This window comes from Caballeronia arvi (genome assembly GCF_001544695.2).
GTDB lineage: Bacteria > Pseudomonadota > Gammaproteobacteria > Burkholderiales > Burkholderiaceae > Caballeronia > Caballeronia arvi.
In genome coordinates, this window is record NZ_FCOM02000026.1 from 1 (window position 1) to 24,548 (window position 24,548).

At 63.9% G+C, this 24,548-nt stretch carries 27 protein-coding genes and 2 pseudogenes; 13 read left to right on the top strand and 16 right to left on the bottom strand.

Going from position 1 to position 24,548, the window contains the following annotated elements; all coding sequences use genetic code 11:
• The 7 genes and pseudogenes from AWB74_RS24735 to AWB74_RS24765 form a co-directional block, all read right to left on the bottom strand.
• A pseudogene (locus AWB74_RS24735) lies at window positions 1-215 on the bottom strand (ABC transporter permease); the annotation flags it as partial.
• Window position 216: 1 nt separating this feature from the next.
• The gene (locus tag AWB74_RS24740; RefSeq protein ID WP_061149441.1) at window positions 217-1,098 is read right to left on the bottom strand and encodes an ABC transporter permease; all 882 of its coding nucleotides are present in this window, start codon (window positions 1,096-1,098) and stop codon (window positions 217-219) included.
• Between the two features lie 38 nt (window positions 1,099-1,136).
• On the bottom strand, window positions 1,137-2,159 hold the full coding sequence (locus tag AWB74_RS24745; RefSeq protein WP_061149342.1) for an ABC transporter substrate-binding protein: 1,023 nt from the start codon (window positions 2,157-2,159) through the stop codon (window positions 1,137-1,139).
• Window positions 2,160-2,207: 48 nt separating this feature from the next.
• Complete coding sequence (locus tag AWB74_RS24750; protein WP_061149343.1) at window positions 2,208-2,522, bottom strand: NIPSNAP family protein; 315 nt, start codon at window positions 2,520-2,522, stop codon at window positions 2,208-2,210.
• A gap of 27 nt (window positions 2,523-2,549) precedes the next feature.
• Window positions 2,550-3,506 carry a flavin reductase gene (locus AWB74_RS24755; protein WP_061149344.1) on the bottom strand — a complete coding sequence of 319 codons (957 nt, stop codon included), beginning with the start codon at window positions 3,504-3,506 and terminating at the stop codon, window positions 2,550-2,552.
• Window positions 3,499-4,371, bottom strand: a complete 873-nt coding sequence (locus AWB74_RS24760; RefSeq protein WP_061149345.1) for an alpha/beta fold hydrolase — start codon at window positions 4,369-4,371, stop codon at window positions 3,499-3,501. Before AWB74_RS24760 ends, AWB74_RS24755 begins: the two co-directional genes overlap by 8 nt.
• A gap of 200 nt (window positions 4,372-4,571) precedes the next feature.
• Window positions 4,572-5,249 (bottom strand): GntR family transcriptional regulator, encoded by a 678-nt coding sequence (locus AWB74_RS24765; RefSeq protein WP_061149346.1) that lies wholly within the window; start codon window positions 5,247-5,249, stop codon window positions 4,572-4,574.
• A gap of 274 nt (window positions 5,250-5,523) precedes the next feature.
• Between AWB74_RS24765 and AWB74_RS24770 the strand changes: the two are divergent.
• A pseudogene (locus AWB74_RS24770) lies at window positions 5,524-5,905 on the top strand (ABC transporter substrate-binding protein); the annotation flags it as partial.
• Window positions 5,906-5,927: 22 nt separating this feature from the next.
• Here the strand turns inward: AWB74_RS24770 and AWB74_RS24775 are convergent.
• From AWB74_RS24775 to AWB74_RS24790, 4 genes are all read right to left on the bottom strand, one after another.
• On the bottom strand, window positions 5,928-6,290 hold the full coding sequence (locus AWB74_RS24775) for an H-NS histone family protein (RefSeq protein WP_061149442.1): 363 nt from the start codon (window positions 6,288-6,290) through the stop codon (window positions 5,928-5,930).
• Between the two features lie 354 nt (window positions 6,291-6,644).
• Window positions 6,645-6,950, bottom strand: coding sequence for a hypothetical protein (locus AWB74_RS24780; RefSeq protein ID WP_407642468.1), 306 nt, complete (start codon window positions 6,948-6,950; stop codon window positions 6,645-6,647).
• Window positions 6,951-7,060: 110 nt separating this feature from the next.
• The gene (locus AWB74_RS24785; RefSeq protein WP_061149349.1) at window positions 7,061-8,077 is read right to left on the bottom strand and encodes an aldo/keto reductase; all 1,017 of its coding nucleotides are present in this window, start codon (window positions 8,075-8,077) and stop codon (window positions 7,061-7,063) included.
• A gap of 53 nt (window positions 8,078-8,130) precedes the next feature.
• Window positions 8,131-9,180, bottom strand: coding sequence for a proline racemase family protein (locus tag AWB74_RS24790; RefSeq protein ID WP_061149350.1), 1,050 nt, complete (start codon window positions 9,178-9,180; stop codon window positions 8,131-8,133).
• A 422-nt stretch (window positions 9,181-9,602) separates the two neighbouring features.
• On the opposite strand from AWB74_RS24790, the gene madL reads away from it, so the two are divergent.
• Together madL and madM are read left to right on the top strand one after the other, a co-directional pair.
• The gene (madL, locus tag AWB74_RS24795) at window positions 9,603-9,998 is read left to right on the top strand and encodes a malonate transporter subunit MadL (RefSeq protein ID WP_061149351.1); all 396 of its coding nucleotides are present in this window, start codon (window positions 9,603-9,605) and stop codon (window positions 9,996-9,998) included.
• A gap of 17 nt (window positions 9,999-10,015) precedes the next feature.
• The gene (madM, locus tag AWB74_RS24800; protein ID WP_061149352.1) at window positions 10,016-10,783 is read left to right on the top strand and encodes a malonate transporter subunit MadM; all 768 of its coding nucleotides are present in this window, start codon (window positions 10,016-10,018) and stop codon (window positions 10,781-10,783) included.
• 9 nt (window positions 10,784-10,792) lie between these two features.
• Here the strand turns inward: madM and AWB74_RS24805 are convergent, their stop codons facing one another.
• Together AWB74_RS24805 and AWB74_RS24810 are read right to left on the bottom strand one after the other, a co-directional pair.
• A complete protein-coding gene (locus AWB74_RS24805; protein ID WP_061149353.1) occupies window positions 10,793-11,707 on the bottom strand; it encodes a LysR family transcriptional regulator in 915 nt (304 codons plus the stop codon).
• Between the two features lie 76 nt (window positions 11,708-11,783).
• Window positions 11,784-12,251 carry a YaiI/YqxD family protein gene (locus tag AWB74_RS24810; RefSeq protein WP_061149354.1) on the bottom strand — a complete coding sequence of 156 codons (468 nt, stop codon included), beginning with the start codon at window positions 12,249-12,251 and terminating at the stop codon, window positions 11,784-11,786.
• Between the two features lie 299 nt (window positions 12,252-12,550).
• Between AWB74_RS24810 and AWB74_RS24815 the strand changes: the two genes are divergently transcribed.
• The 9 genes from AWB74_RS24815 to AWB74_RS24855 all read left to right on the top strand — a co-directional run bounded on the left by AWB74_RS24815 (window position 12,551) and on the right by AWB74_RS24855 (window position 21,733).
• Window positions 12,551-13,774, top strand: a complete 1,224-nt coding sequence (locus AWB74_RS24815; protein WP_061149355.1) for an ABC transporter substrate-binding protein — start codon at window positions 12,551-12,553, stop codon at window positions 13,772-13,774.
• Between the two features lie 79 nt (window positions 13,775-13,853).
• Window positions 13,854-14,726 carry a branched-chain amino acid ABC transporter permease gene (locus AWB74_RS24820; RefSeq protein ID WP_061149443.1) on the top strand — a complete coding sequence of 291 codons (873 nt, stop codon included), beginning with the start codon at window positions 13,854-13,856 and terminating at the stop codon, window positions 14,724-14,726.
• 18 nt (window positions 14,727-14,744) lie between these two features.
• The gene (locus tag AWB74_RS24825; RefSeq protein WP_061149356.1) at window positions 14,745-16,529 is read left to right on the top strand and encodes a branched-chain amino acid ABC transporter ATP-binding protein/permease; all 1,785 of its coding nucleotides are present in this window, start codon (window positions 14,745-14,747) and stop codon (window positions 16,527-16,529) included.
• A complete protein-coding gene (locus AWB74_RS24830; RefSeq protein ID WP_061149357.1) occupies window positions 16,513-17,217 on the top strand; it encodes an ABC transporter ATP-binding protein in 705 nt (234 codons plus the stop codon). The genes AWB74_RS24825 and AWB74_RS24830 overlap by 17 nt, the downstream gene beginning before the upstream one ends.
• 54 nt (window positions 17,218-17,271) lie before the next feature.
• Window positions 17,272-17,808, top strand: coding sequence for a 2,4'-dihydroxyacetophenone dioxygenase family protein (locus AWB74_RS24835; protein WP_061149358.1), 537 nt, complete (start codon window positions 17,272-17,274; stop codon window positions 17,806-17,808).
• Window positions 17,809-17,813: 5 nt separating this feature from the next.
• Window positions 17,814-18,824: an NAD(P)H-quinone oxidoreductase gene (locus AWB74_RS24840; protein WP_407642466.1), complete on the top strand. Its 1,011-nt coding sequence runs from the start codon at window positions 17,814-17,816 to the stop codon at window positions 18,822-18,824.
• A 1-nt stretch (window position 18,825) separates the two neighbouring features.
• Entirely contained in the window at window positions 18,826-19,587 is a 762-nt protein-coding gene (locus AWB74_RS24845; protein WP_061149360.1) for an SDR family oxidoreductase, read from the top strand.
• Window positions 19,584-20,696, top strand: a complete 1,113-nt coding sequence (locus AWB74_RS24850; RefSeq protein WP_061149361.1) for a glycerol dehydrogenase — start codon at window positions 19,584-19,586, stop codon at window positions 20,694-20,696. The genes AWB74_RS24845 and AWB74_RS24850 overlap by 4 nt, the downstream gene beginning before the upstream one ends.
• Complete coding sequence (locus AWB74_RS24855) at window positions 20,693-21,733, top strand: LacI family DNA-binding transcriptional regulator (protein WP_061149362.1); 1,041 nt, start codon at window positions 20,693-20,695, stop codon at window positions 21,731-21,733. Before AWB74_RS24850 ends, AWB74_RS24855 begins: the two co-directional genes overlap by 4 nt.
• Window positions 21,734-21,740: 7 nt before the next feature.
• Here the strand turns inward: AWB74_RS24855 and AWB74_RS24860 are convergent, their stop codons facing one another.
• The 3 genes from AWB74_RS24860 to AWB74_RS24870 form a co-directional block, all read right to left on the bottom strand.
• Complete coding sequence (locus AWB74_RS24860; RefSeq protein WP_061149363.1) at window positions 21,741-22,277, bottom strand: hypothetical protein; 537 nt, start codon at window positions 22,275-22,277, stop codon at window positions 21,741-21,743.
• Between the two features lie 38 nt (window positions 22,278-22,315).
• Window positions 22,316-22,873, bottom strand: a complete 558-nt coding sequence (locus AWB74_RS24865) for a hypothetical protein (RefSeq protein ID WP_061149364.1) — start codon at window positions 22,871-22,873, stop codon at window positions 22,316-22,318.
• Window positions 22,874-22,979: 106 nt separating this feature from the next.
• Window positions 22,980-23,549, bottom strand: a complete 570-nt coding sequence (locus AWB74_RS24870) for a hypothetical protein (RefSeq protein WP_061149444.1) — start codon at window positions 23,547-23,549, stop codon at window positions 22,980-22,982.
• 231 nt (window positions 23,550-23,780) lie between these two features.
• Here AWB74_RS24870 and AWB74_RS24875 point away from each other — a divergent pair, with 231 nt between their 5' ends.
• On the top strand, window positions 23,781-24,521 hold the full coding sequence (locus tag AWB74_RS24875; RefSeq protein ID WP_235024676.1) for a bestrophin-like domain: 741 nt from the start codon (window positions 23,781-23,783) through the stop codon (window positions 24,519-24,521).
• Window positions 24,522-24,548: the final 27 nt, after the last annotated feature.

Genomic DNA, 24,548 nt, shown 5'->3' on the forward strand with positions numbered 1-24,548 from the left:
CTCGTGAGCAGCGCATCGACCCAGCCGGAGTCGGTGAACAACTGGCGATACCACTCCAGCGTCCAGCCCGGCGGCGGGAAAATCAGCCATTGCGAGTCGCCGAAAGACAGCGCGACGATGAAGAGGATCGGCAGCAGCAGGAAGAGACCGACCGCGCTGCCAATCGCGATCAACACCCACTTCAGGGAACCGAGACGATCGAAATCGAGCAACATGTCAGCGTCCTCCCATGCTTGCGCGCGCACCGCCGGTGAAGCGCAGTTGCAGCGTGAACAACCCGAGCGTCACCGCGAGCAGCACGAAAGCGGCGGCGCCGGCGAGACCCCAGTTCAGGAGGCCCTGCACGAGTTGCGCAATGAGTTCGGCGAGCATCATGTACGACGGTCCGCCGAGCAACGCGGGCGTCACGAAATAGCCGAGCGCCATCACGAAGACCATCAGCGCGCCGGACGCGATGCCGGGCGCGGCGAGCGGCACGAGTACGCGCCAGAACGCCTGCCAGCGGCTCGCGCCGCACACGGCCGCTGCGCGCAGCGTGGAGGCATCGATGCTGCGCAAGGTCGCGTGCAGCGGCATCACGAGAAACGGCAGCATGATGTACGTCATGCCGACCATCACGCCGACGAGGTTGTTCACCAGCGCCAGCGGCTCGTTGATGATGTGCAGCGTCATCAGCAGACGGTTGATCGGCCCGGTCGATTGCAGCAGCACCATCCATGCGAAAGTGCGTGCGAGCAGGTTGGTCCACATCGATAGCAGCAGGATGGAGAACAGCAGCGAGCTGATCTTGCGCGGCGCGATGGCGAGCAGCCACGCGGTCGGAAAACCGATGACGACGGTCGCAACCGTCACTACGGTGGCGACCAGAAACGTGTTGCCGAAGACCTTCAGATACGTCGTCGAGCCGAGCAGCTCGGCATAGTTCTGCAGGCCGGGCACCGGCTCCATGATGCTGCGAAGCAAAAGCGACAGCACCGGCAGAACGAAGAAGATCGCGAGCAACAGCAGCGCGGGGGCGAGCAGGCGCATGCTGCGCCAGTCCGGTTTGCGCCGCGTTTTCGCGGCGGGCGGTGCAACGGTACTGAGGACATTCGGCATGACGGCTCCCATTCAATCTGAGCGATAAAGGCAGCGGCTTACTTCGATTGCCACGCGTACCAGCGCTTCGCGATCGCGTCGCGGTTCTCGGCCCAGTACTTCATGTCGAGATTGATCTGCGAAGTCTTGTATTGATCGGGCAGTTGCTTCGCGACATCGGCGGGCATCAGGCCTGGCGACTTCACGTTGATCGGCGCGTAGTTCGTGTCGGTGGCGAACTTGGCTTGCGCCTGAGCGCTCGTCGCGTAGGCGAGGAACTTCATCGCTTCGGCTTTGTGCTTCGAGCCTTTGGGCACCACCAGCATGTCCGCCGCGGTCAGGTTCTGATTCCACGAGACGCCGACGGGCACGCCGGTCTGCGCCAGCGCGTGCAGGCGGCCATTCCAGAACACGCCCATCGGCGCTTCGCCCGATGCGAGCAGTTGCTGCGATTGCGCGCCGCCGCTCCACCAGACAATGTCGCCCTTGATGGTGTCGAGCTTTTTGAACGCGCGGTCGAGGTCGAGCGGATACAGCTTGTTGGCCGGCACGCCGTCTGCGAGCAAGGCGACTTCGAGCACGCCGGGCGCGGACCATTTATAGAACGTGCGCTTGCCGGGATACTTCTTCGTATCGAAGAGATCGGTCCAGTTCTGCGGTTGCACGCTTGCGTACTTCGCCTTGCTATAGCCGAGCACGAACGAGTAATAGAAGCTGCCCACCGCGCCCGGCGTGGCGAAGCGCGGATCGAGTTCGTCCTTCTTCACGACGTTGTAATCGATCGGTTCGACGAGTCCCGCGGCCTGCGCCGCATAAGCGAAATCGCCTTCGACATCGACGACATCCCACGTCACGTTGCCGCTTTCGACCATCGCCTTGAGCTTGCCGTAGTCGGTCGGGCCGTCCATCAGCACGTTGATGCCGTTGGCCTGCGCGAAGGGCTGCGCCCAACCCTTCTGCTGGGACGATTGCGTCGTGCCGCCCCAGCTCGTGAAGACGATCGGTTCTGCTGCCTGCGCGAGCGTGGCGCACACGCATGCCGCGATCATCGATGCCGCCAGAACGCTGTATCGGGTGTTCATGTCTGTCTCCTGTGTGAAGCCGCTTGGCTATGCGGTCTGTTCCGGTGTTCAGCGAAGCGGCGAGAAGCTCGTCGGCCGCATGATCTTGTTCTCCATCTCTTCCATCAGCGCCTGGATCTTCGGCGCGAACGCCTGCCATGCAGGATCGTTCGCGAGCGCGGCGCGCCGGCGCTCGCGTTCATCGAGCGACGGATAAGCCCAGATATGAACGATCTGATTCAGCGGCCCGATCTCCGATTGGAAGTAGCCGACGAGGTTCTCCAGATACTTCTTTTGCAGCTCGATGCCCTCTTCCTCGACGAGCTTCAGATAGGCCGGCACCGCGCCCGTCCTGATTCGATACGTGCGGATTTCGTAGAACATGCGTGTCTGTTTAGAGGTCGGTTGATTTCAGTGGGAAGTCGCGAGCGACTGAACCTTGCCCGCCGCGGTATCGCCGACATAGATGCCGAACGCATCCTCGCTGCGCTCGCGCACATAGCGTTGCAGCATCGAACGCACGGCGTCGTCGCGGATGCGGTCCCACGGAATCTCGCCGAGCGGGACGACGCGCACGCGCGCCGAGCGCGGCGCGAGGCCATCGCTGCTGACGCGGCCGCGGTAATACACGTGCACGCCCGGCGCGTGGCCGCTGCCTTCCTCGAAGACGGCGAACAGGAAGTCCAGATGGGCGTCGAGACCGAGCGTGGCGAGCACGCCGCGCAGGCTGTTGACATCGCTCGACGGCTCCAGGCGAACGCCCGCAGGCAGTTCGAGGCCGTTCGGTGTGTCGAGCAGAACGATGCCGTCGTCGATTTCGAGAATCGCGCCGACTTTCGCGCGCGAACCGGCAGCCGACAGCGCTTCCTGCGACAGGCTGAAGTTCACGTAAGCGCCGCGGCAATAGCCCAGCGGCGACGACGTCGTGTGACTGAAATCGACCACGCGGCCGATCAGGATGATGTGATCGCCTGCATCGACGACATCGTGCGTCCTGCAATCGAAGCTCGCGGCGGCGCCTTTCATCAGCGGCGCGCCGGTGATGCGCGCATGCCAGTCGACCTGCGCGAACTTGTCGGCCATCTTCGATGCGAACACGCCGGACACCGCCTTCTGGTCTTCCGCCAGCACGCTCACGGCGAAGTGATCGGTCTCCGAGAAAACCGCGTGGCTCGCCGCCGTCTTCGCGATGCAAACGAGGATCAACGGCGGATCGAGCGACACCGACGTGAACGAATTCGCGGTGAAGCCGCGCGGCGAGCCGTCGGGCTGAATGGTCGTGACGACCGTCACGCCGGTCACGAATGCACCGAGTGCGCGGCGGAATTCCGCGACGTCCAGCGCCGGTTCTTTGATCGCGTCAGTCATGACGTCCTCCTGTGGATGTTGCGTTGATCGGTTGGGCATTCGAAGCTTTCGTCAGGAACGCGACGAGCCGCTCGTTGACGCGCTCCGGATCGGTGACATTCATCATGTGGCGAGCGCCGTCGATGATTTCGGCGCGGCCATGAGGCGTGGCCGCGGCCATCGCTTCGGACATCGCGGGGCTGGAGTTCGGATCGAGCTCACCGGTCAGAAAGAGCGCGGGCATGTCGAGCGATGCGAGACGGCCGACATGCGCGTCGTCCGAGCTCGCGAACAGTCGATAAGTCCGCGCGTAGCCGGCCGGATTCACCGTCAGCAGCAAGGTCCGCAAGTCCTGCGCGGCCGCCGCGAGATGCTGCGGCACCGGCACGCCGAACCATCGCTCGATGGTCGAGTCGACGCCGGCATCCGACGCGCTGGCATCGAGCGTCGACGCGCGGCTCATGACCGCCGTGCGCTGCTCGGGCGTGCGGTCGTAAACGGCATTCAGCGCCGCTACGCTCGACGCGCGCGCGGGATGAGTCAGCGCGAATTCCAGTGCGACGAGCGCGCCCATCGAATGCCCGACGACATGCACGCGCCCGATCTTCAACGTGTCGAGCAGCGTGGCGAGCTGCATCGCGTATTCGGCGAGCGTCGGCGCGGCACTCGGCAACGCGCTCTCGCCATGGCCGGGCATGTCGTACGCGAGCACCGGGAATTGCGCGGTGAGCGCATCGACCTGCGGCGCCCAGACGCTGTGATTCATGCCGACGCCGTGGATCAGCACGACCGTTTCTCCGGACTCGCCGGCGCGCGACGCATACAGGCTGTAGCGCGTGCCGCCCGCCATGCCGGCGGAAAAGAGACGGCTCGTTTGCGGCTTCATGCGCCTGGCTCCGTGACCAACTTCATGCTTTCCTCCTGAATCACCAGATTATGGTATGCCATATTACGGTGACGAGAACCGGACTCGGTATTATGGAATGCCATGATTCCGTGCGGCAGGGCACCGGCTCGCGATCACGGCCGCGTGCGCAAAAAAAAACCGCCCAGCGGGCGGTTTCAGGAAAAGTGCAGTCGAAAAACTCAGTCGGGCTCGGAAAGTTTGCTCAGCGCCTGCTGCGCGAGTTCCGATACGCGCCGGATGTGCGCCGCCGATGCATCGAACGCGGCAGCGCCGTCGCCGCGCTCGATCGCGGCCATCAGCGTGTTCATCTCCTCGTTGGACTCCGCGCCGCGCCCGGACGACGCGATCGTCAAAGCCCGAAGCCGGTTGATGCGCGTGTTCAGCGTGCGCACGACAGACAGCGAAACCGATTTCTCGGCGCCTTCGAACAGCGCATCGTAGAAGGCTTCCGTCTGGGCCAGCACTTCGGCGAAGTCGTCCTTCGCAAAAGCCTTTTCGATCTTGCGCCGGATGCCGCGCAGATTTTCGATGATCGCCGGCGTCACCTTTTCGGCGCATGCGCGCGCGGCGTTGGCTTCGAGCAAGCCACGCAACTCGTAAATCTCGGCGACTTGCGTAGGATCGAGCCGCGCGACGATCGGCCCCTGGCGCGCCACGCTCTCGACCAGACCTTCCGTCTCCAGATGGCGCAGCACTTCGCGCACCACGGTGCGGCTTACGCCCAGCTCGTCGCAGAGCGTGCGCTCCACCAGCCGCGCGCCCGGCCGGAAATAACCTTGCACGATCGCTTCACGGAGCTTCTCGAGCGTCAGCTCCCTTAACGTTTTCGCGTTTCTATCGACTTTGAGATCGGACATCGAGGCCTTCGCTTGAATAGGATCGCGGCGTCATGCCGCTGGAATCCCATATTATTGCCGATTGCTTTCGATGTGTCTGTCGGTTTTGAAAAACGCTGATCGTCCGCGTGCGTCAGAACTTGTGCCGCATGCCGATGCGCAGCGACACCTGCTTGTCGGTCGTGGAAGGGATAAAGCGTCACGTTGTCTTGCGCATGCGACAGGAAGGGTAATGACATCAGTACTACTACACCGATGTAGCGACCTCTTGTGTACGCGCTGGATTCTCCTCCGCTTCGGCTTCTTCGCGATCGATCCGTTGCGCGGCGAGACCATCGCGTTCAGCGCGCCGTACCCGCTGATCGAAGGCTTCTGTCTCGTGCGCGATGAATCGCCGGTCAGGACCAATGCCGATGTGGATCGAGCGAACAACCGCGTCACCGTCGGCAAGGGCTGCGCCCATGACCTCTTTTTCATGCGCGAGGTGAAGGCGGCGCAAATCGTGCGCGCGCCGACATCGCCGGCCGTGGTGCGGACTTTCATCGATGAGGAACTCGAAATTCGTCGAGTCGATGAAGGCGTCGGGGTTCGTTGCCGATGCGCTGTCGCGGCATCGGATCGACGGCGCATCCGTCGCGCCGGCAGCGCATTCAGGCTCGCAGCATCCGGCCGACTGACCGGACACGGCCGCGCCGCTGGCTAGTCGCCGAACAGTACGGCCTGGACGGCGGCCTTCGTCATGGCCGGTCCCGGTTTGTCGACGAGGAAATCGTCGCGATTCTTGCCGGCGATCCAGTGCGGCGCGCGGCCCCGGCCACTCCACACCGCCCCGCTGGCCGGGTCGCGGTACCTTGCTTCCTTGACCGGTTCCTGTACTTGCGGCTCCCGTACTTGCGACTTCCGGCCGAGCAATTCATCAAGGCCAATGTTGTAGTCGCGCATCTTCTGCACGATTTCCAGCAACACTTGCCGGGTCTCGCGTTCTTTGGCTTCGGCGAGTTGCTTGTTCAATGCGTCTTGCCTGGCCAGGAGTGCCGTGATTTCTGGATTCGTATAAGCCATGCTTGGTTCATTCACTCGTATTGCGTATCCATTGCCGCGAACGGGTTTTGGATTGTAGACATAATGGCGCGGAAAACGGGAGCGCTATTCGAAAGCGCCCGATAGCAAATCAAATGCCTGCCGATCAATTTGCAGCGCTTATTCGAAGAGGCGATCTGCGAAATGAATAGCCGAAAACCGGTGCCGGATAGCTTTTTGAATAAAACAGCGAGGTCGAGCGTCGAAGCTATACCCGCAGAATAGCAGCGTCGGGCATGCCTTTAAAGACAGAGTGACATTGTACGACGCCAGCGGGCTCATTTCAGTCACGGCATGCGGTGAAGAGCGCCGTCGAAAGACATTCGCCCGATACGCCTACTGGCTCGCAGCGGCCCCGATTCCCGCCTTCTTCTGCGCGTTCTGGATATCCTGCGGATAGTTCGGATCGTTTGCCCGTCCCGGGTTATAGCCCGCATCTTCGAGCTTTTTCAGTTCCGCATTCTTCTTCGCACGTGCCTCTTTTCGCGCCGCCTTCTTTTGCGCTTTGGTGGGCGGCGCGGCCTGCGTCGTGCCGGTCGCGGCCGAACCGGTATCCTGCGCATACGAAAGCGGGGACACGTAAGCGGCGGCAACGGTCACGATCAATGACAGCGCGATGGTCGGAATCCTTGTTTTCACGATGACTCCCCAGTCGGTCGGAGGACAAGTGGTGACACGACCAGTATAGGCGAAAGAGCACGGCCGCCAGAACCGGATTCATCATCCGATAGCAGTCCTTCGACTCTGCTTCGTTACCGGGGCGTCGGCGCGTCCGTGCGAATGAGTTCCTGCCTGCGCAGTTCGTCCCAGAAATCAGGCGGTATATCCGCCTTGAAGGTCTGCACGTTGGCTTCGAGTTGTCCGACGCTGCGCACACCAGGAATGATCGATGGAATGGCGGGATGCGCGAGAATGAATTGCAAGGCGGCGGACTTCAGCGGCACGCCGTATGTCTCGCATACGCGTTCGATGCGCCGCACACGCTCCATGATTCGATCGTCGGCTGCGGCGTAGTTGTATCGCGCGCCCGGTATCGCGCCCGTCGCCAGAATGCCGCTGTTATAGCCGCCGCCCACGATCACTGAAACATCGCGTTGCACGCAAAGCGGCAGGAAGCTGTCGAGCGCATCCTGTTCGAGCAGCGTATATCGGCCCGCGAGCAGCACGCAGTCGAAATCCGCACGTTCGATGGCCGCCTGCGCCACCGAACATTCGTTCACTCCCACGCCGATCGCACTGACGACGCCTTCGTCGCGCAGGCGAAGCAGCGCCCGGGCGGAGCCCTTCATCGCCTCTTCGAAGACTTCGGGCTGACGCTCGCCGTGCGTGTACTCATCGATCTCGTGAATCAACGCGATGTCGATGCGCTCCAGCCCCATGCGCTGCAGGCTGTCCTCGATCGAGCGCAGCGTGCCGTCGTAGCCGTAGTCGAAATGCCATTCGAACGGCAAGCCATCCACCCACGCCCCGAAGCGAATCTCGCTGCGCTTGCGTGGCTTGAGCAGGCGCCCCACCTTCGTCGAAAGAACGAACTGATCCCGCGGACGCCAGCGCAATCCCTGCCCGCAGCGCGCTTCGCTCAGTCCATGACCGTAGCTGGGCGCCGTGTCGAAGTATCGGATGCCTGCGTCCCATGCCGCGTCGATGACCATCGCGGCTTCTTCGTCGCTCATCGCTTTGCCGAAGTTGCCGATCTGGGCAGCGCCGAATCCCATCACGGTGGTGTCGAGGGCGGAACGCGGCCAGGTGCGCTTGCTTGCGGGATTCATCGGGTAACTCGGCAGAAAGAAGAGTGGTCGGTGCTTTCGTGGCGGTCTCGTGGCTACCAGATGTCGCCGACCGTGAAGCCTTCGGGAAACGGGTCCGTCGGATCGAGCACATAGGTGTTGAAGCCGTAGATCCACGAGGTTCCCGATACGGTCGGCACGACGGCCACGCGGTCGCCGATGCGGACTTCTTCCACCAGCCGCCCCGTGTAGGCGATGCCGAGCAGGTTCTCGTGACGAAACGGTTCGCCGATCTTCAGTTGTCCCTTGGCGTGAAGGACCGCCATCTTCGCGCATGTCCCTGTGCCGCACGGGCAGCGGTCGAGCGCGCCGGTCCACGTCGAAGGATCGTCGAAATCGATCGGGCCGTTGGCCACCGTGACGGTGTTGCGCCAATCGGCCGCCTCGCTGTGCGGCGGCCCCGACAGTTGCGACACGGTGATGCCGATTCCGGGGTAGTCGGGATGCGCGACAGGAAGCTGATCCTGCGCAGCACGCAGCACGAGCGCCGAGATGCGCGTGATCTCCCTGCCCTGCTCGGGAACGAGCCGCAAGCCCTCGAACTGACGGACATCGGCGATGACATAGAACATGCCGCCCCACGCGACGTCGACGGTCACTTTGCCGAGGCCGGGCACATCGATGACGGCGTCCAGGTGCGCGGCGAACGCCGGCACATTCTTGAACGTGACCTGCGTGACCTTGCCGCCGCTGCATTCCGCTCTTATGCCGATTAGGCCCGCGGGCGCTTCGAGCATGAACTCCGTCACGGGCTCATGCATCGGAATCATGCCGGTTTCCAGAAGAACGGTGGCCACCGAAATGGTGTTTCCACCGCTCATCACCGGATACTCGGACTGCTCCATGATGATGTAACCTGCCTTCGCCTCGGGATTCTTCGAAGGAACGATGAGATTGCAGCACACGGGCGGATAACCGCGCGGTTCGCGCAACATGAGCTTGCGGATCTGGTCGTCGTTCTTCTCGAGCCATTTCATCTGCTCGTAGACGGTATCGCCGGGAATCTGCGGGACGCCGCCGGTGACGACCCGCATGGGTTCGCCCGAATGCGTTTCGACTGCATTGAACATTCGCCTGAATGACATTCGTCTCTTCCTCCGAAAGACCGTCCTGCCAGCAAGCGTACCAAGCCGAAATGCCCCTGCAAGAAACGTTTTATGGGCACTTTCGGATACATTTGGTTATACATAGCGAGCGCGCTTCGCTAGGGGTTTATCCCGATTCCTTCATCGACACGAAGACTCTTCAGACGATCGTTCGCTGCATTTCACTGCCGCGTGCGGATGACCTCGGGCATACCCCTACGAAGGCCGATGACGCCGCTCACGCCCGTCCTGCCAAGGCGCTGCCACAAAGCGTGAGCGGTTCATTAACTTCTGGATAACGGAATCGCTCCCGAGGTGATTGAAGCGCCTTTGTCTGCTTCTTAGACTCGCTTCATAGCAATCGGGCTTAGCCGATGCATGGCCCGCAAAAATCCAATACAGCAATCAACGGAGACACTTGAATGATCATCTACGGAACGGCGCTGCTCGCGTTCTGCCATCTGGCGGGACTCTTTCTCGGTGACCTGCTCGGCGCAGCCATCGGTGTGAAGACCAACGTGGGCGGTGTCGGCATCGCCATGCTGATGCTGATTTTCCTTCGCCTCTACTTGCACAAGAAAGGGCTGCTGCCGAAGGAAACCGAGGGAGGCGTGGCCTTCTGGGGCGCGATGTATATCCCCGTCGTCGTCGCGATGGCTGCCAATCAGAACGTGGTTGCAGCGCTCAAGGGCGGCCCCGTGGCGCTGCTTTCGGCATTGGGCGCGGCCGCTGCGTGCGCCCTCTGCATCGCCGTCCTTTCCCGCACCGGCCGCGACAGCACGACGCTCGAGATGGCCCCGCATCTCGAAGAAATCTGAACGAGGAGTAACGCGCCATGTTTGAAATGATCGACAAAGTGCTGGTTCACAACGGACTCGTCACGGCGTTCGCGCTCGTGGGGCTCATCATGTGGGTGTCCGCCCTCATCTCGCGCAAGCTGACGTTCGGACGCGTGCACGGTTCGGCTATCGCCATCGTGATCGGTCTCGTGCTCGCGTATTTCGGCGGCGCGTTCACAGCCGGCCAGAAAGGCCTCGCTGACATTCCGCTCTTCGCGGGCGTCGGCCTGATGGGCGGCGCGATGCTGCGCGACTTCGCCATCGTCGCGACCGCGTTCGAAGTGCAGGCGACGGAAGCGCGCAAGGCGGGGCTCATCGGCGTCGTGTCGCTGCTGCTCGGCACGCTGCTGCCGTTCATCGTCGGCGCGAGCATGGCGCATGCATTCGGCTACACCGATGCCGTCAGCATGACGACCATCGGCGCGGGCGCTGTCACCTACATCGTCGGGCCGGTGACGGGCGCGGCGATCGGCGCGAGCTCGGACGTCATCGCGCTCAGCATCGCGACGGGGCTCATCAAGGCTATCATCGTCATGATCGGCACGCCGCTCGCCGCGGGCTTCATGGGCCTCAAGACGCCGCGCTCGGCGATGATCTTCGGCGGACTCGCCGGCACGGTCAGCGGCGTGAGCGCGGGGCTCGCCGCGACGGACCGCCGGCTCGTTCCCTACGGCGCGTTGATCGCCACGTTTCACACGGGCGTGGGCTGCCTGCTCGGACCTTCCGTGCTGTTCTTCGCGACGCGGTCGTTGATGGGCGCGTGATCGCTTCGGCTAGCTTGCGCTGCGCGTGCGAAGACGGCAGACCGCCATGAGCGCCAGCAGATTCGGGTCTCGTTCGCGCGCGCGCAGGAAGCTGACGCCTATCGTCTGGCGCATCAGATATTGCGGCTTGAGCGGAATGAATTGCACCTTGTCGCCGAACACGCCGCGCACGCGTCCAGGCAGCAGCGTGTAGCCGACGCCGCCGCTGACCAGGTTCATCAATGAGAAGATGTCGCCGACTTTCATGGTTACGTTAGGCGTGAAATCGGCGACGCGAAACGCTTCCATGAAGCCGCTATACGTTGCGAATCCTTCGCCCAGCGATACGAATGTCTCATCGCGGCAGTCCCGCAAATCGACTGCTTCGAGACGCGCATACGGCGAAGCCGCGGGCGCCGCAAAAAAGATATCGTCTTCGAAAAGCGGCAGGGATTCGATTTCGGACTCGGCTTCCGGCAACGCCATCAACGCGGCATCGATCTCGCCTTGCTTGAGCTTGCCGAGCAGTTCCGCGTTCGAACCGAGCGCCAGTTCGACCTGAAGCATCGGACGCCGCACCTTGATGTCGATGAGAATGCCCGGCACGGTCCGGATGGTCAGCGAATACAAAGAGCCGATCTTCAGACGGTCCGATGAATACCCGGCCGCCTCGCGCGTCGCCCGGACGCCTTCGGACATCAGCGTGAGCACTTCCTGCGCAACGTCCGCGAGCATCTGCGCGGCTTCGGTCGACTTCAGATTGCGGCCCTCGTGGCGGAACAGCGCACAGCGCACGCCTTGTTCGAGAGAACGCAGCGCGCGATGAACGCTGACCGTGCTGACCCCCAGCACTTCGGCCGCTTTCGACAGGTTGCCCGTCTCCATGAATGCGAGCAGGACTTCCAGCTTGCGGAACGTGATTTCTTCGTCGATTCGATCGGCCATCTCGTCAGAAGAAAAATTTAGAGCGCCGATTATCTGCGCGCGGAACCCTTTGATATATAGCGACTAGCCCGCATCGTCAACCGGCGGGACGCCCGCCTGCGCGATGTCGCGCGAGGAATCGGTCCAGTTGTCCGGCGAACGTCTTGCTGTCGCCTGGAGCATAGGCCGCGGGACCGCCCGTATCGACGCCTGACGCGCGAAGCTGATCCATGACCTCGCGCATGGTCACACGCTCCTGAATGTTCTCGCGGGTGAACCAGCTGCCGCGCGGATCGAGCACGTGAGCCCCCTTATCGATGGCGGCCGCGGCAAGCGGTATGTCCGCGGTGATCACGAGATCCCCGCCGCTGACCAGTTCGATGATGCGGTCATCGGCGGCATCGAAACCGGCAGGCACCTGGATCGACCTGATGAAGGGAGAAGGCGGCGTGCGCAAATACTGATTCGCCACCAGCGTGACGCATACCTCGACGCGCCGCGCGGCGCGAAACAGCATCTCCTTGACCACGACCGGACAGGCGTCCGCATCAACCAGCACTTGCATCGACGTTGCTTCCGAGTGAGAGGAAGTGTCGATGTTACTGCCTGAGTGCCGCCGACAGGACATTACGTGCAAACCCTCGGTTGACGACGCGGCGGTCTCGACCGCAAACTTGAAGCGCTTCAAATTTATCTTGAACGGAAGGAGTCGCGGTACGTTGCCCTGACTTTCGCCTTCTTTTTGCCGGAATATGCCGTCGCAACAAGCAACATCAGACAGACCAACCTATCGCTCGCATCATTTTTGAAGCGCTTCATTTCGCGCCGCCTTTAGCAATTACGAACAACACAAGGAGACAACGCATGTCCTCGCCCTTTCCCCGCACCGCCTTTCGCGCGCTCGCCGCGGCATGCCTCGCCGCATCGAGCCTCACGGCCGCGCACGCCGCCGACATCAGGATCGGTGCGCTTTTCCCCTTCAGCGGCGGGCTCGCGCTGCTCGGCGACGAGAGCTATCGCGGCGTGCAGCTCGCCGTCGATGAACGCAATGCGGCGGGCGGCGTCAACGGCGACAAGGTGGTGCTCGTGAAAGCCGATGCCGTCGATGCCAACCAGGCCGTCGGCGAAGCGCGGCGCCTGAGTTCGGTGGAGAACGTGTCGGCGGTGTTCGGAAGTTATTCGTCGGCGGTGTCGTCGGCGGCGACGCAGGTGACCGAACTGGCCGGCGTGCCGTTCTTCGAGCTCGGCGCGACCGCGGACACCATCACGAGCCGCGGCTTCAAGTATTTGTATCGCAGCAACTCGACCACGAAGACCTTCGCGGACGGCACGCTCGAAGCGCTCACCAGGGTCGTCGCGCCGCAGCTCAAGGTGGATCCGAAGACGCTCAAGATCGCGATCATCGCGGAAGACGGACCGTACGGCACGCTGGTCTCCGGTTTCCAGAAAGAAGGCGCGAAGAAGCTCGGGCTGAACGTGGTGCAAGTGCTGCCGTATTCGGCGAAGAGCGTCGATCTGTCGTCGCTGATCCTGCGTCTGAAAGGCGCGGATGTCGATGTCGTGCTGCAAACCTCGTATCAGAACGACTCGATCCTGTTCTTCCGTCAGGCCGCGCAAGCCGGCTTCAAGCCGAAGGCCGTGATCGGCGCGGGCGGCGGCTACTCGCTCGCGGATACCGCCAAGGCCGTCGGCGCGCAGATGAACGGCGTGTACGACATCGACTTCCCGCAAGTCGCGATGAACGAAAAAGGCGCACCCGGCCTCGACACGTTCAACGCCGAATATCAGAAGCGCTTCGGCATGGCGCCGCGCTCGGGTCACAGTCTCGTGAACTATGTCGGCGCGAAGGCCTTTCTAGATGTCCTCGCCAACGCGAAATCCACCGACAAGGACAAGATCCGCGCCGCCGTGCTCGCCTACAAGAAGGCGACCGGCACGACCGCGGCCGGCTGGGGCTTCCAGTTCGCCGACAACGGCCAGAACCAGCTCGCGACCACCAACGTGATGCAGTGGCAAAGCGGGAAGCTCGTGACGGTGTATCCGGAAGCGGTCGCGATCGCCAGGCCGGTCACGGTCACGGCGCAGTAATCCGCCGCTGTCAATCCCCGTTTCTCTTTCACTCGAACCGCGCGGCGTGAACGCGCTGCGCGGTCTCCAGGAAACGAGCATGTCCATTCTTCTGCAACTTCTCGTCAATGGCCTGTTGCTGGGCGGCGCGTACGCGATCATCAGCATCGGCCTGACGCTGATCTTCGGCGTCGTGCGCGTGGTCAATTTCGCGCACGGCGAGCTGCTGATGGTCGGCATGTACGCCGTCTGGCTGCTCGCCGCGAAGCTCGGCTGGCATCCGTATGTGTCGGCGGTGCCGGTGGCGCTGCTGCTGTTCGCATTCGGCGTGCTGATCCAGCGCCTCATCATCCAGCCGCTGCTCTCCGCCGATGCGCACATTCAGATCTTCGCGACGGTCGGCGTATCGACCGCGCTCGTCAATCTCGCGCTGATGATCTTCGGCGCGGACGTGCATCCCGTCGACGTGAGCTTCGGCACCGAGCATCTGCAGTTCGGCGACATCAACATCGTGAGCGGGCAGTTGATCACCTTCGCCGCGGCGCTCGCGGTCGCCGGCGGCCTGCATCTCTTCCTGCAGCGCACCTACACGGGACGCGCGTTTCGCGCGGTCGCGCAGCATCGCTACGCGGCCTCGCTGATGGGCGTCGACGTGAAGACCACGTATGTGCTCGCGTTCGGCATCGGGGCGGCGCTGGTCGGGCTCGCGTCGGGCCTCCTGGTCGCGCAGTATCCGGTGTTCCCGACCGTCGGCCAGTACTTCGTGCTGACCGCGTTCGTCATCGTCGTGCTGGGCGGTCTCGGCAGCCTGCCGGGCGCGCTCGTCGGGTCGATCGTGATCGGGCTCATCGACAGTCTCGCGGGCTACTACATCTCGCCCGACATGAAGGAGGTCGTCTACTTCGCGATCTTCCTCGTCATTCTCGTGGTGCGCCCGACCGGCCTCTTCGGTCTCGGACGCGGCTCCGAATAACGTTCAGCGAGGCATACGATGTTCCCTAATCTCCTGCATCCGCGCGGCTACACGGGCGCGCTGGCGCTCCTCGCGCTGCTCGCGGTGCCGTTCGCGCTGCAATCGCCGTTCGCGTTTCACCTGGCCGTGCTCGTGTGCATCTTCGGCGCGCTCGCGACGGCGTGGAATATCGTCGGCGGCTTCGCCGGGCAACTGTCGCTCGGACACGCAGTGTTCTACGGCATCGGCTCGTACGCGGCAACGCTTCTCGTCATCGACTTCGGCATCACGCCGTGGCTCGGCATGTTCGTGGGCGCCGTCATTTCGGCCGCGGCGGCGGTCGTCATCGCGTATCCGACGCTGCGTCTGCGCGGGCCGTTCTTCGCGCTCGCCACCATCGCGTTTCTGGAAGTGTGCCGCCTGCTCACCGTGCACGAGGAAAGCTGGACGGGCGGCTCGGCGGGCCTCAACGTGCCGCTCAATATCGGCCTGAAATGGATGGTCTTGCGCGAAAAGTGGGCGTATCTGCTGATCGCGTTCGGCTTCCTGCTCGCGACCTTGTGGGCCGCGTGGCTCATCCGCCGCTCGCGCTTCGGCTTCTATCTGATCGCCGTGCGCGAGCGTGAAGATGCGGCGCGCGCCGTCGGCGTGAATGCGGTCAAGGTGAAGATCGGCGCGGCCGTGATCTCGGCGATGCTGACGAGCCTGATCGGCTCCTTTCACGCGATGTATCTCACCTTCATCGATCCGTCCGCCGCATTTTCGCTGGAACTGTCGGTTCAGATCGCGATGTTCGCGCTGATTGGCGGCCTCGGTAGCGTGGCCGGGCCGCTCGCGGGCACCGTGCTCGTGCTGCCGATCGCCGAACTCGCGCGCGGCTGGCTCAGCTCGTTCGGCAGCGGCACGCACGGCTTCGTCTACGGCGTCGTGCTGGTGCTCGTCGTGCTGTTCATTCCGCGCGGGCTCGTCGGGCATCTGGGCGCTCATGTGCTGCGTTTCATCGACCGCCTGCCGGGCGCCCGCACGCCGCCGCCCGAACCGGCGAAGTCGATCGCGCCCGCCGATGCCTTGCCGCTCGGCACGCCCTTGCTGGTGGCAGAGCATCTGAAGAAGCGTTTCGGCGGTCTGGTTGCCACCGACGACGTTTCGCTCACGCTGCATGCCGGCGAGATTCTCGGCGTGATCGGCCCGAACGGCGCGGGCAAGACCACGGTCTTCAATCAGCTCTCGGGTTTCATCCGGCCGAACGAGGGCATCGTCAAGATCCGTCTCGCCGATGGCACCTGGGCCGAACCGCGCACGCCCGATGCCTTCGCGAAGGACGGCATCGGCCGCACGTTCCAGATCGCGCAGCCGTTCGCGGGCCTCACGGTGCTGGAGAACGTCATGCTCGGCGCGTTCATGCATACCCGGGTGCGCGTGGAGGCGGAATCGATCGCACGCGAAGTCGCGCAGATCACGGATCTCACTTCGTTGCTCGATGCCGAAGCGCGCAGCCTGACCGTCGGCGGCATGAAGCGTCTCGAAGTGGCGCGCGCGCTCGCCACGCGTCCACGCGCGCTCCTGCTCGACGAAGTGATGGCCGGCCTCAATCCCGCCGACATCGCGCGTGCGATCGACATGGTGCGGCGCATCCGCGATTCGGGCGTCGCCGTGCTGATGATCGAGCACATGATGCAGGCGACGATGGCGCTGTCGGACCGCATCATCGTCATCAATGCCGGGCGCATGCTGAAGGAAGGCAAGCCGTCCGATGTCGTCAACGATCCGCAGGTGATTCAGGCCTATCTCGGCAAGGGGTATCTCGATGCTCAAGCTGCATAACGTCTCGGCCGGCTACGGCAAGAGCGAAGTTCTGCGCGGCGTCTCGCTCGACGTGCAGAAAGGCGAGATCGTCACGCTCGTCGGCGCGAACGGCGCAGGCAAGACCACGACACTGAAGACGCTGTGCGGCATCGTCGCGGCGCGCGGCGGCAGCATCACGTTTCAGGGACAGGAGCTGATCGGCAAGACGTCGCACGAGATCGTCGCGATGGGCGTCACGATGGTTCCCGAAGGCCGCCAGCTCTTCCCTTTTCTGAGCGTCGAAGAGAACCTGCTGATGGGCGCGTTTCGTCGGGCCGCGCGCGGCGCACGGCGCGAGCGCATGGACGAAGTGCTCGAACTCTTTCCGCGCGTGCGCGAGCGTCTCACGCAACTGGCCGGGTCGCTGTCGGGCGGCGAGCAGCAGATGGTCGCCATCGCGCGCGGCATGATGTCCGCACCCAGCCTGCTGATCTTCGACGAACCGTCGCTCGGCCTTTCGCCGTTGCTCGTCGAGCAGATGTTCGAAGTGGTCGGCACGGTCGCGGCGCGCGGCGTGACGGTGCTGCTCGTCGAACAGAACGTGTTCCACACGCTCAAGCTCGCGAATCGCGGATACGTGCTGGAAAACGGCGCCATCGCGCTTTCCGGAACCGGCGCAGAATTGCTCGACAGTCCCCATGTGCGGCGCGCCTACCTCGGTCACTGATTCACTCGTTCGCCGATCCGGCGCGCCGCATCCAGAAACCACGGAGAAAAACTCATGCAAACCGAAGTGAAGCCCGACGAACAGGTCATCGCCTATCAGTTGCCGCAAGTCCCGTACATGTCGAAGGATCTCGTTCACGGCGGCGTCATGACCGACTGGCTCGAAGACGACAACCTGTGGGTGCCTGCGACCGAAACCGTGTCGTTCAAGCCGCTGATTCTCAACGCGAGCCAGGGCTACTACGTGAATCTGCTGCGCGTGCGCCGCAGCGGCGTGATCTCGCGGCATCGTCATAGCGGCGCCGTTCATGCGATGGTGCTCAAGGGCCGCTGGTATTACCTCGAACACGACTGGGTTGCGGAACAGGGCGGCTATGCGTTCGAGCCCGCGGGCGAAACGCACACGCTTTTCGTGCCCGAGGACGTGCCCGAGATGATCACCTGGTTTCACGTGACGGGCGGCTATACGTATGTCGATCCGCAAGGCGTCGCGCAGGGTTACGAGGACGTCTTCACCAAGATCGAGGCGACCCGCAGGCACTATGCGTCGATCGGTCTGCCGGCCGATTACATCGAATCGATCATCCGTTGAATACCATGACATCCACTCTTCCTGCATCGATGCAATACGTCGACCACGGCGCGGGCGGCGCGCCCGATTGCATGCGGCTCGCGCAAGGACCGCTGCCCTCGCCCGGCCCCGCCGACGTGCTGATCGAAGTCGCCTACGCGGGCGTCAACCGTCCGGACGTACTTCAACGCTCGGGGTCCTATCCGCCGCCGCCGGGCGCGTCGCCGCATCTGGGACTCGAGGTGTCGGGGCGCGTCGTCGCGACGGGCGCGAACGTCACGCAATGGCGCGCGGGCGACGAAGTCTGCGCGCTCGTTCCAGGCGGCGGTTACGCGCAATACTGCATCACGGATGCATCGCATTGCCTGCCGGTGCCCAAAGGCCTCACGCTGTTGCAGGCCGCCGCGCTGCCCGAGACGTACTTCACCGTGTGGACCAACGTGTTCGAACGCGGCCGCCTGCAGGCAGGCGAGACGTTTCTCGTGCACGGCGGATCGAGCGGCATCGGGCTGACGGCGATCCAGCTCGCGCACGCGTTCGGCGCGCGCGTGCTCACCACCGTCGGCAATGCGGAAAAAGCGCAGGCATGTCGCGAAGCGGGCGCGGATCACGCGATCAACTATCGCGATGAAGATTTCGTCGATGCCGTCGCGAAGCTCACCGATGGCAAAGGCGTCAACATCATCCTCGACATGGTCGGCGGCGACTATATCCCGCGCAATATCCGCGCGCTCGCGCTCGAAGGCCGGCTCGTGCAGATCGCCTTTCTCGAAGGCAGCCGCATCGAACTGGACGCGATGCCGATCATGCTGCGGCGTCTGACCTTCACCGGTTCGACGTTGCGCGCGCGCAGCATCGAACAGAAAGCGGCGATCGCAAAAGCACTGCATGCGCACGTCTGGCCGCTGCTCGAAGCAGGCCGCGCGCTGCCGGTGATTCATCGCGTGCTGCCTCTCGCGGACGCGCAGGCCGCGCACGCGCTGATGGAATCGAGCGCACATATCGGCAAGATCATGCTGAAAGCGGGAGACGAATAACGTGTGGCACGACAAGCGTGTGGTTCTGGTGACGGGTGGCAGCGGCGGCATCGGCGAGGCGCTCGTCGAGCGCTATGCGCGCGATGGCGCGGCGGTCGGCATCGTCGATGTCAACGGGGAAACGGGCGCGGCGCTCGCAAAACGCCTCGCCGATGCGGGCCTGCGCGTGCATTTCGCCCAAGCCGACGTCGGCGATTTCTCCGCGTGCGAGGCCGCGTGCCGCGCGATCGAAGCGGCGCTCGGTCCGGTCGATACGCTCGTCAACAACGCGGGCATCTCGCCGAAGCACGCGGGCAAGCCAATGCCGATCTGGCAGATGGCGCCCGACGAATGGCGCCGCGTGATGGACGTGAACGTCAACAGCGTCTTCAACTTCTGCCGCATTCTCGCACCGGGCATGGTGGAGCGGCGCTTCGGGCGCATCGTGTCGATGTCGTCGGTGGCGGGCAAGGCGTACCTCGACATCGTCGCCGCGCACTACAGCACGACCAAGTCCGCGCTGATCGGCATGACGCGGCATCTCGCGGGCGAACTCGGACCCCACGGCATCACCGTGAACGCGATCGCGCCGGGGCGCATCGATACGCCGCTCGTGCGCGGCGTCGCGCGCGAAGCCAACGAAAAAGTCGCGCGGGAAACGCCGTTGCGACGCCTGGGCGCGCCCGATGAAGTCGCCTCGACGTGTCTGTTCCTCACCTCCGACGAAGCCGCGTTCGTCACCGGACAGGTGATCGACGTAGCCGGCGGATGGCTGATGACATGACGAACGCGCCATTGCGAACCATCGGCTTTCCGGGACGATACACGCAAGGTCCGGGCGCATTGACCTCGCTTGGACCGACGCTCGCGGAGTTCGGCGCGCGCCGCGCGTTCGTGCTCGTCGATGGCGCGGTCGCCGCTCGCGTGTCCGCGGACGTCACGCGATCGCTCGAAGCCGCGCGCGTCGCACCGCACATCGCCGCGTTTCCGGGCGAATGCACGGCGGCGGTCATTGCGAAGCTCGGCGGCGATGCGCGCAAACTGGGCGCCGATGCCGTCGTCGCGATCGGCGGAGGCAAGACAATCGATACGGCGAAGGGCGTCGCGCGGGCGCTGAGCGTGCCGATTGTCATCGCGCCGTCGGCCGCTTCCAGCGATGCGCCGACGAGCCGCCTCATCATCCTGTATGACGAAGCGCATCGCGTCGCGGGCGTCGACATGTTGCCGCGCAATCCGGATGCCGTGATCGTCGATACCGCGCTGATCGCCGCCGCGCCCGCGCGTCTGTTCGCGGCCGGCATCGGCGATGCGCTCAGCAAGAAGTACGAGGCCGCGCAATGTCAGCGCGTCGCCGGCCTGAATTCATACGGCACGCCGCCGCTGTCGAGCGCGCTGCTGCTCACGCACGCGACGCTCGCGACCTTGCTCGAAGACGGCGCGCGCGCCTATGACGATGTCCGGCGCGGCGCACTCACCGATGCGGTCGAACGCGTGATCGAGGCGACCGTGCTGCTGAGCGGCGTGGGCTTCGAAAGCGGCGGCCTGTCGCTCGCGCATGCGCTGATTCGCGGTCTCACGGCGATCCCCGCGATGGCGTCGATGATGCACGGCGAGCTGGTCGCCTTCGGCACGCTTGTACAATTGTTCGTCGAAGATTCATCGCCCGAAGACATCGAACCGTTGGCCACGCTCATGACCGCAGTCGGATTGCCGCTCACGCTCGCACAACTGGGGCAGCACGCCCCGCTCACTACGGCCGAGCAATCGCTCATCGCCGAGGCCACGCTCGCCACGCGCTACAGCCGGCACATGACGCCGCCATTGACCGCGCAACGGCTCATCGACGGCATCGCGCGCGCCGATGCCTACGGACGCACGCGCAGCACGCCATGAAGCCGACCCGCGCGACGCTCGCCGATGTTGCGCGGCTGGCGGGCGTATCGCTCGGCAGCGCGTCGCGGGCCTTGTCCGTGCCGGACCAGGTGAAGCCGCAAACGCTCGCGAACGTGCAGCGCGCGGTCGAGCAGCTCGGCTACGTGCGAAACGGCGCGGCGCAGGCGCTCGCGTCGCGCAAGACACACACGGTCGCGGCCATCTATCCGACGCTCAACAACCCCATTTACGCCGACTCCATTCAGGCGCTTCAGCAAACGCTATGGGGCTATGGGTATCAACTGCTGATCGCGAGTCACGAATACAAGCCGGCGCGCGAACTCGAAGTGCTGCGCGCGATTCTCGAACGCGGCGTGGACGGGCTCGTGCTCGTCGGCACCGATCATCCGCCCGAAGTCTTCGAGCTCACGCGCCAATATGACTTGCCCTACGTTCTGACCTGGTCGGTCGACGAAACGCAGTATCCCCATTGCGTCGGCTTCTCGAACTTCGAGGCCGCCTATGCGCTGGCACGGCGCATCGTCGGTTTCGGACATCGGCGCGTGGCCATGTGCGGCGGCTCGACCTTCGGCAACGAACGCGTGCGCGCACGGCAGGCGGGCACCCGCGCCGCGCTCAGGGAAGCGGGCCTCGACCTGAGACCCGAATGGATCGTGGAAGCGCCGTTCACGTTCGAAGGCGGGCGGCAGGCGCTGCGCGAACTCTGGGATGGCGAAGCGCGCCCCAGCGTCGTGATCTGCGGCACGGACCTGCAGGCCATCGGTCTCCTGGACGAGTGCCGCGCGAAGCGCATTCGCGTGCCGGAAGATCTTTCCGTGACGGGGTTCGACGACATCGAACAGGCCCGGCTCACGCAGCCGCCGCTGACGACGGTGCGCGTTCCGTCGCTGGAGATCGGCACCCGCGCGGCGCGGCATCTGATGGCGCTGATCGACGGCAAAGACGGCGACGATGAAATCGTTCTCGACGCGCCTGTCGTGGAGCGCGGCACGCTCGCAAAGCCGGCGGACCTGCGCAGATCGGCGCGGGAACAATAGCGAATCGTCAATATCCGATCCTGAGCGGCTCGGGATGATCGCGGGTAATCACGAGTTTCGCTGCGGCCGGATAGCCCCTTACCGGCAACGGCTCGGCGTATCGATTGCACACGGGCGGATTGGTGCCGAGGCCCGAGCGAGCGGTCAAGGCCTGCTCCGTACCCGCGGGGGCGAAGTACACCGTGACCTCGCTGCCCCGCCTGAATGGCATCGCGAACCGCGGACCCGAGGCGGACTGGACGATCGGATCGCCGCTGCAATCCTCCGACGTGAATTGCCCGAACGACGTGGCGAGCCATTGAAAATCGGTCGCGGAGAAGTGAAAGCTCGCGTCCTCGACCCGCTCTATGGGCACGACCGTGGTCGCATCCCCGGCCGTAAACGCGACGCCGTTTTGCGCGCGGAAAGTCGTCAGATCGCCGATCGCGTGTCCGTTCGCATCGAACACTCTGACAGGGCGATATTTCGCGTGATGCGCGGAATCATCGGCGAGCGATGCGATTGCGTAAAGCAGACACAATGCTCCGGCCAGGCAGGTTTTCATATCGGCCTCCGTCGGGACCGCGTGCGAACTGAATCACATCAAAAGGCGATGCGCAGCGGTTCCGGATGTCGCTGCGTCAGCGGATACGTGCTTCGGACCGCCCAATACAGCGAGCCTTCGTCGAACTGCGTCGGGCTGCACGACGTCACGCCGGAACTATCCGTCTGCCTCAGCGACCACACGTGCACATTCCCGGTAGATCCGCCGACGGCGGTATAAACCGTCACGTCGACGCCGTCTCTGACCGCTATGGCCGGAGTGGGACTGGCCGATAACGGAACGAGCACGCTTCCGCTGCAATCGGTCGACGCGTAGCCCGCGGACTGCGTGGCGCTCCATTCGTACTCCGAAGCCGAGTATTGCAAAGGTCCGACGCGCTTGTGATCGACGATGACGAACACGGGCTCGCCGTCTATCGCGAGATACACGCCGTTGACGCCCCCGAAATACTCGAGCGGGCCAACCGCTTTTCCTTGCGCGTCGTACACCATCGGCAGACGCGCGTCGTCGCGGGCATCGCGCCCTCGATCATCACGCCCGCCCGCGAAACTCAGGCTCGCGCATATGACGAGCAGGACAGCGAGGAATCGGCACATGACGCTTCTCCGTCGATTGCGGTCGATTGCGGTCGTTTGCGGTCGTTTGCGGTCGTTTGCGGTCGCTTGCGGTCGTTTGCGGTCGTTTGCGGTCGTTTGCGTTCGATCAATAGCCGATGGTCAGCGGCTCGGGATAATGCGCCGTCAACGCATAGTTCGTCTCGGCCGTGAATGCCGGCACGGGCGCGGTCGAAGGCGGCACGTGACCGATGAACGGAGGCGGCGTGCAGTTCGTGCCGTCGGACACGGCGACGATCCGGCCCCCCGACGAAACCGTATCGCCCGCGATCAATAGCGTGACATCGGCGCCGTTTCTCATCGCGATGGACGGCCGCGGGCCGTTCCCCGGCGGGATGATCGGCGAGCCGCTGCAGTCGGCGGTCGAGTAACTGAACGGCCCGAACGTAGACCATTGGAATTTCGAGGAATCGGCGTCGTTGGGATTGATCCACAGCCAAGTGACGGCCGCGAAGACGATCGCGCCGTTTATGGTGAGATAAACGCCGTCAGCGCCGTTATATGACGCCAGGCGTCCGACGAGCTTGCCTTCTGCATCGAACACCTTGAGGACGCGCTGATCATCGTGTCGCCGCCGGCCCTGCCCGTCGTCGGCATCCGCATGAAGCGACATCAAGCTCAGGAACAAGGAGACCGTGAGGAAGAGCAAGCGACGCATGAGCGTCTCCATCGACCGACAGCGTCCGCGCAGGCTTGCGGCTCGAATCTGTCTGCTCAATGAGGATAGATTCGCGATGCCTGCATTTCAAGCGCTTCGCGCGCACGCGCCCTGCATCGCCCGCAAAAATTTTTTATAGTGAACCACCGCGCCTGCATGCGCTGCGCCGATTGCGGATTCCAACCTGATCGCGACATGAGCACGTGGATACACAACCTTCCGATCTGGCAAATGACAGTCGTCATGTTCGTCGCGGCATGTCTCGTCGGTGCGGCGATTCACGTCGTCACCGGCTGGCTTGCTGCCGGCGCGCATCGGCGGTCACTGGCGATTTCACCGGGCCTGCTGTCGCCGATCGGCGTCATCTTCGGCTTGCTGATCGCGTTCACCGCAGCGCAAGTATGGAACGACACCGAGCGCGCCAATGCCGCCGTCGATGCCGAAGCCGGCGCGCTACGATCCGTCGTCGTCCTTGCAGCGATTTTTCCGGACGAGGCACAGGCGCAGTTGCGAAAGCTGGTGCGGGACTACATCGAATATACGATCACGACCGAATGGCCGATGATGGCGCAAGGCGCGGTCACGCTGAAAATCAGCCCGCCTACGCTGAACAGGGCGCTTCAGTTCGCGCTGTCGCTGCCGGTGAGTGCAGCCGGGCAACAGATCGCGCAGCGTCAGATCGCGGTGTCGCTGGAGCAGGCGCTGGAAGCGCGCCGCCAGCGCATTCTGGTGAGCCGGTCCGAAGTCAGCGGCGTCAAATGGGCATGCCTCAGCTTTCTCGCCGCCTGTCTCGTGTTCGCGATCGCGCTGGTTCATTGCGAAAACCGGCTGACGTCCGCGCTCGCAATCGGCCTCTTTTCGGCAAGCCTCGCCACGGCGATGCTGCTGATCCTTTCGCACGATCGCCCCTTCACCGGCGCCATCGCGGTAAAGCCCGAACCGCTCAGGCAAGTCATGCCCGACGACCGCTGAGGCTACGAATAGCCCGTCAACGCCCTC

What these genes read in the sequence shown, in the direction of transcription:
- AWB74_RS24740 (WP_061149441.1), bottom strand. Translation starts at nt 1,098, where the DNA reads ATGCCGAATGTCCTCAGTACCGTTGCACCGCCCGCCGCGAAAACGCGG.
- AWB74_RS24745 (WP_061149342.1), bottom strand. Translation starts at nt 2,159, where the DNA reads ATGAACACCCGATACAGCGTTCTGGCGGCATCGATGATCGCGGCATGC.
- AWB74_RS24750 (WP_061149343.1), bottom strand. Translation starts at nt 2,522, where the DNA reads ATGTTCTACGAAATCCGCACGTATCGAATCAGGACGGGCGCGGTGCCG.
- AWB74_RS24755 (WP_061149344.1), bottom strand. Translation starts at nt 3,506, where the DNA reads ATGACTGACGCGATCAAAGAACCGGCGCTGGACGTCGCGGAATTCCGC.
- AWB74_RS24760 (WP_061149345.1), bottom strand. Translation starts at nt 4,371, where the DNA reads ATGAAGCCGCAAACGAGCCGTCTCTTTTCCGCCGGCATGGCGGGCGGC.
- AWB74_RS24765 (WP_061149346.1), bottom strand. Translation starts at nt 5,249, where the DNA reads ATGTCCGATCTCAAAGTCGATAGAAACGCGAAAACGTTAAGGGAGCTG.
- AWB74_RS24775 (WP_061149442.1), bottom strand. Translation starts at nt 6,290, where the DNA reads ATGGCTTATACGAATCCAGAAATCACGGCACTCCTGGCCAGGCAAGAC.
- AWB74_RS24785 (WP_061149349.1), bottom strand. Translation starts at nt 8,077, where the DNA reads ATGAATCCCGCAAGCAAGCGCACCTGGCCGCGTTCCGCCCTCGACACC.
- AWB74_RS24790 (WP_061149350.1), bottom strand. Translation starts at nt 9,180, where the DNA reads ATGTCATTCAGGCGAATGTTCAATGCAGTCGAAACGCATTCGGGCGAA.
- madL (WP_061149351.1), top strand. Translation starts at nt 9,603, where the DNA reads ATGATCATCTACGGAACGGCGCTGCTCGCGTTCTGCCATCTGGCGGGA.
- madM (WP_061149352.1), top strand. Translation starts at nt 10,016, where the DNA reads ATGTTTGAAATGATCGACAAAGTGCTGGTTCACAACGGACTCGTCACG.
- AWB74_RS24805 (WP_061149353.1), bottom strand. Translation starts at nt 11,707, where the DNA reads ATGGCCGATCGAATCGACGAAGAAATCACGTTCCGCAAGCTGGAAGTC.
- AWB74_RS24810 (WP_061149354.1), bottom strand. Translation starts at nt 12,251, where the DNA reads ATGCAAGTGCTGGTTGATGCGGACGCCTGTCCGGTCGTGGTCAAGGAG.
- AWB74_RS24815 (WP_061149355.1), top strand. Translation starts at nt 12,551, where the DNA reads ATGTCCTCGCCCTTTCCCCGCACCGCCTTTCGCGCGCTCGCCGCGGCA.
- AWB74_RS24820 (WP_061149443.1), top strand. Translation starts at nt 13,854, where the DNA reads ATGTCCATTCTTCTGCAACTTCTCGTCAATGGCCTGTTGCTGGGCGGC.
- AWB74_RS24825 (WP_061149356.1), top strand. Translation starts at nt 14,745, where the DNA reads ATGTTCCCTAATCTCCTGCATCCGCGCGGCTACACGGGCGCGCTGGCG.
- AWB74_RS24830 (WP_061149357.1), top strand. Translation starts at nt 16,513, where the DNA reads ATGCTCAAGCTGCATAACGTCTCGGCCGGCTACGGCAAGAGCGAAGTT.
- AWB74_RS24835 (WP_061149358.1), top strand. Translation starts at nt 17,272, where the DNA reads ATGCAAACCGAAGTGAAGCCCGACGAACAGGTCATCGCCTATCAGTTG.
- AWB74_RS24840 (WP_407642466.1), top strand. Translation starts at nt 17,814, where the DNA reads ATGACATCCACTCTTCCTGCATCGATGCAATACGTCGACCACGGCGCG.
- AWB74_RS24850 (WP_061149361.1), top strand. Translation starts at nt 19,584, where the DNA reads ATGACGAACGCGCCATTGCGAACCATCGGCTTTCCGGGACGATACACG.
- AWB74_RS24855 (WP_061149362.1), top strand. Translation starts at nt 20,693, where the DNA reads ATGAAGCCGACCCGCGCGACGCTCGCCGATGTTGCGCGGCTGGCGGGC.
- AWB74_RS24860 (WP_061149363.1), bottom strand. Translation starts at nt 22,277, where the DNA reads ATGAAAACCTGCCTGGCCGGAGCATTGTGTCTGCTTTACGCAATCGCA.
- AWB74_RS24865 (WP_061149364.1), bottom strand. Translation starts at nt 22,873, where the DNA reads ATGTGCCGATTCCTCGCTGTCCTGCTCGTCATATGCGCGAGCCTGAGT.
- AWB74_RS24870 (WP_061149444.1), bottom strand. Translation starts at nt 23,549, where the DNA reads ATGCGTCGCTTGCTCTTCCTCACGGTCTCCTTGTTCCTGAGCTTGATG.
- AWB74_RS24875 (WP_235024676.1), top strand. Translation starts at nt 23,781, where the DNA reads ATGACAGTCGTCATGTTCGTCGCGGCATGTCTCGTCGGTGCGGCGATT.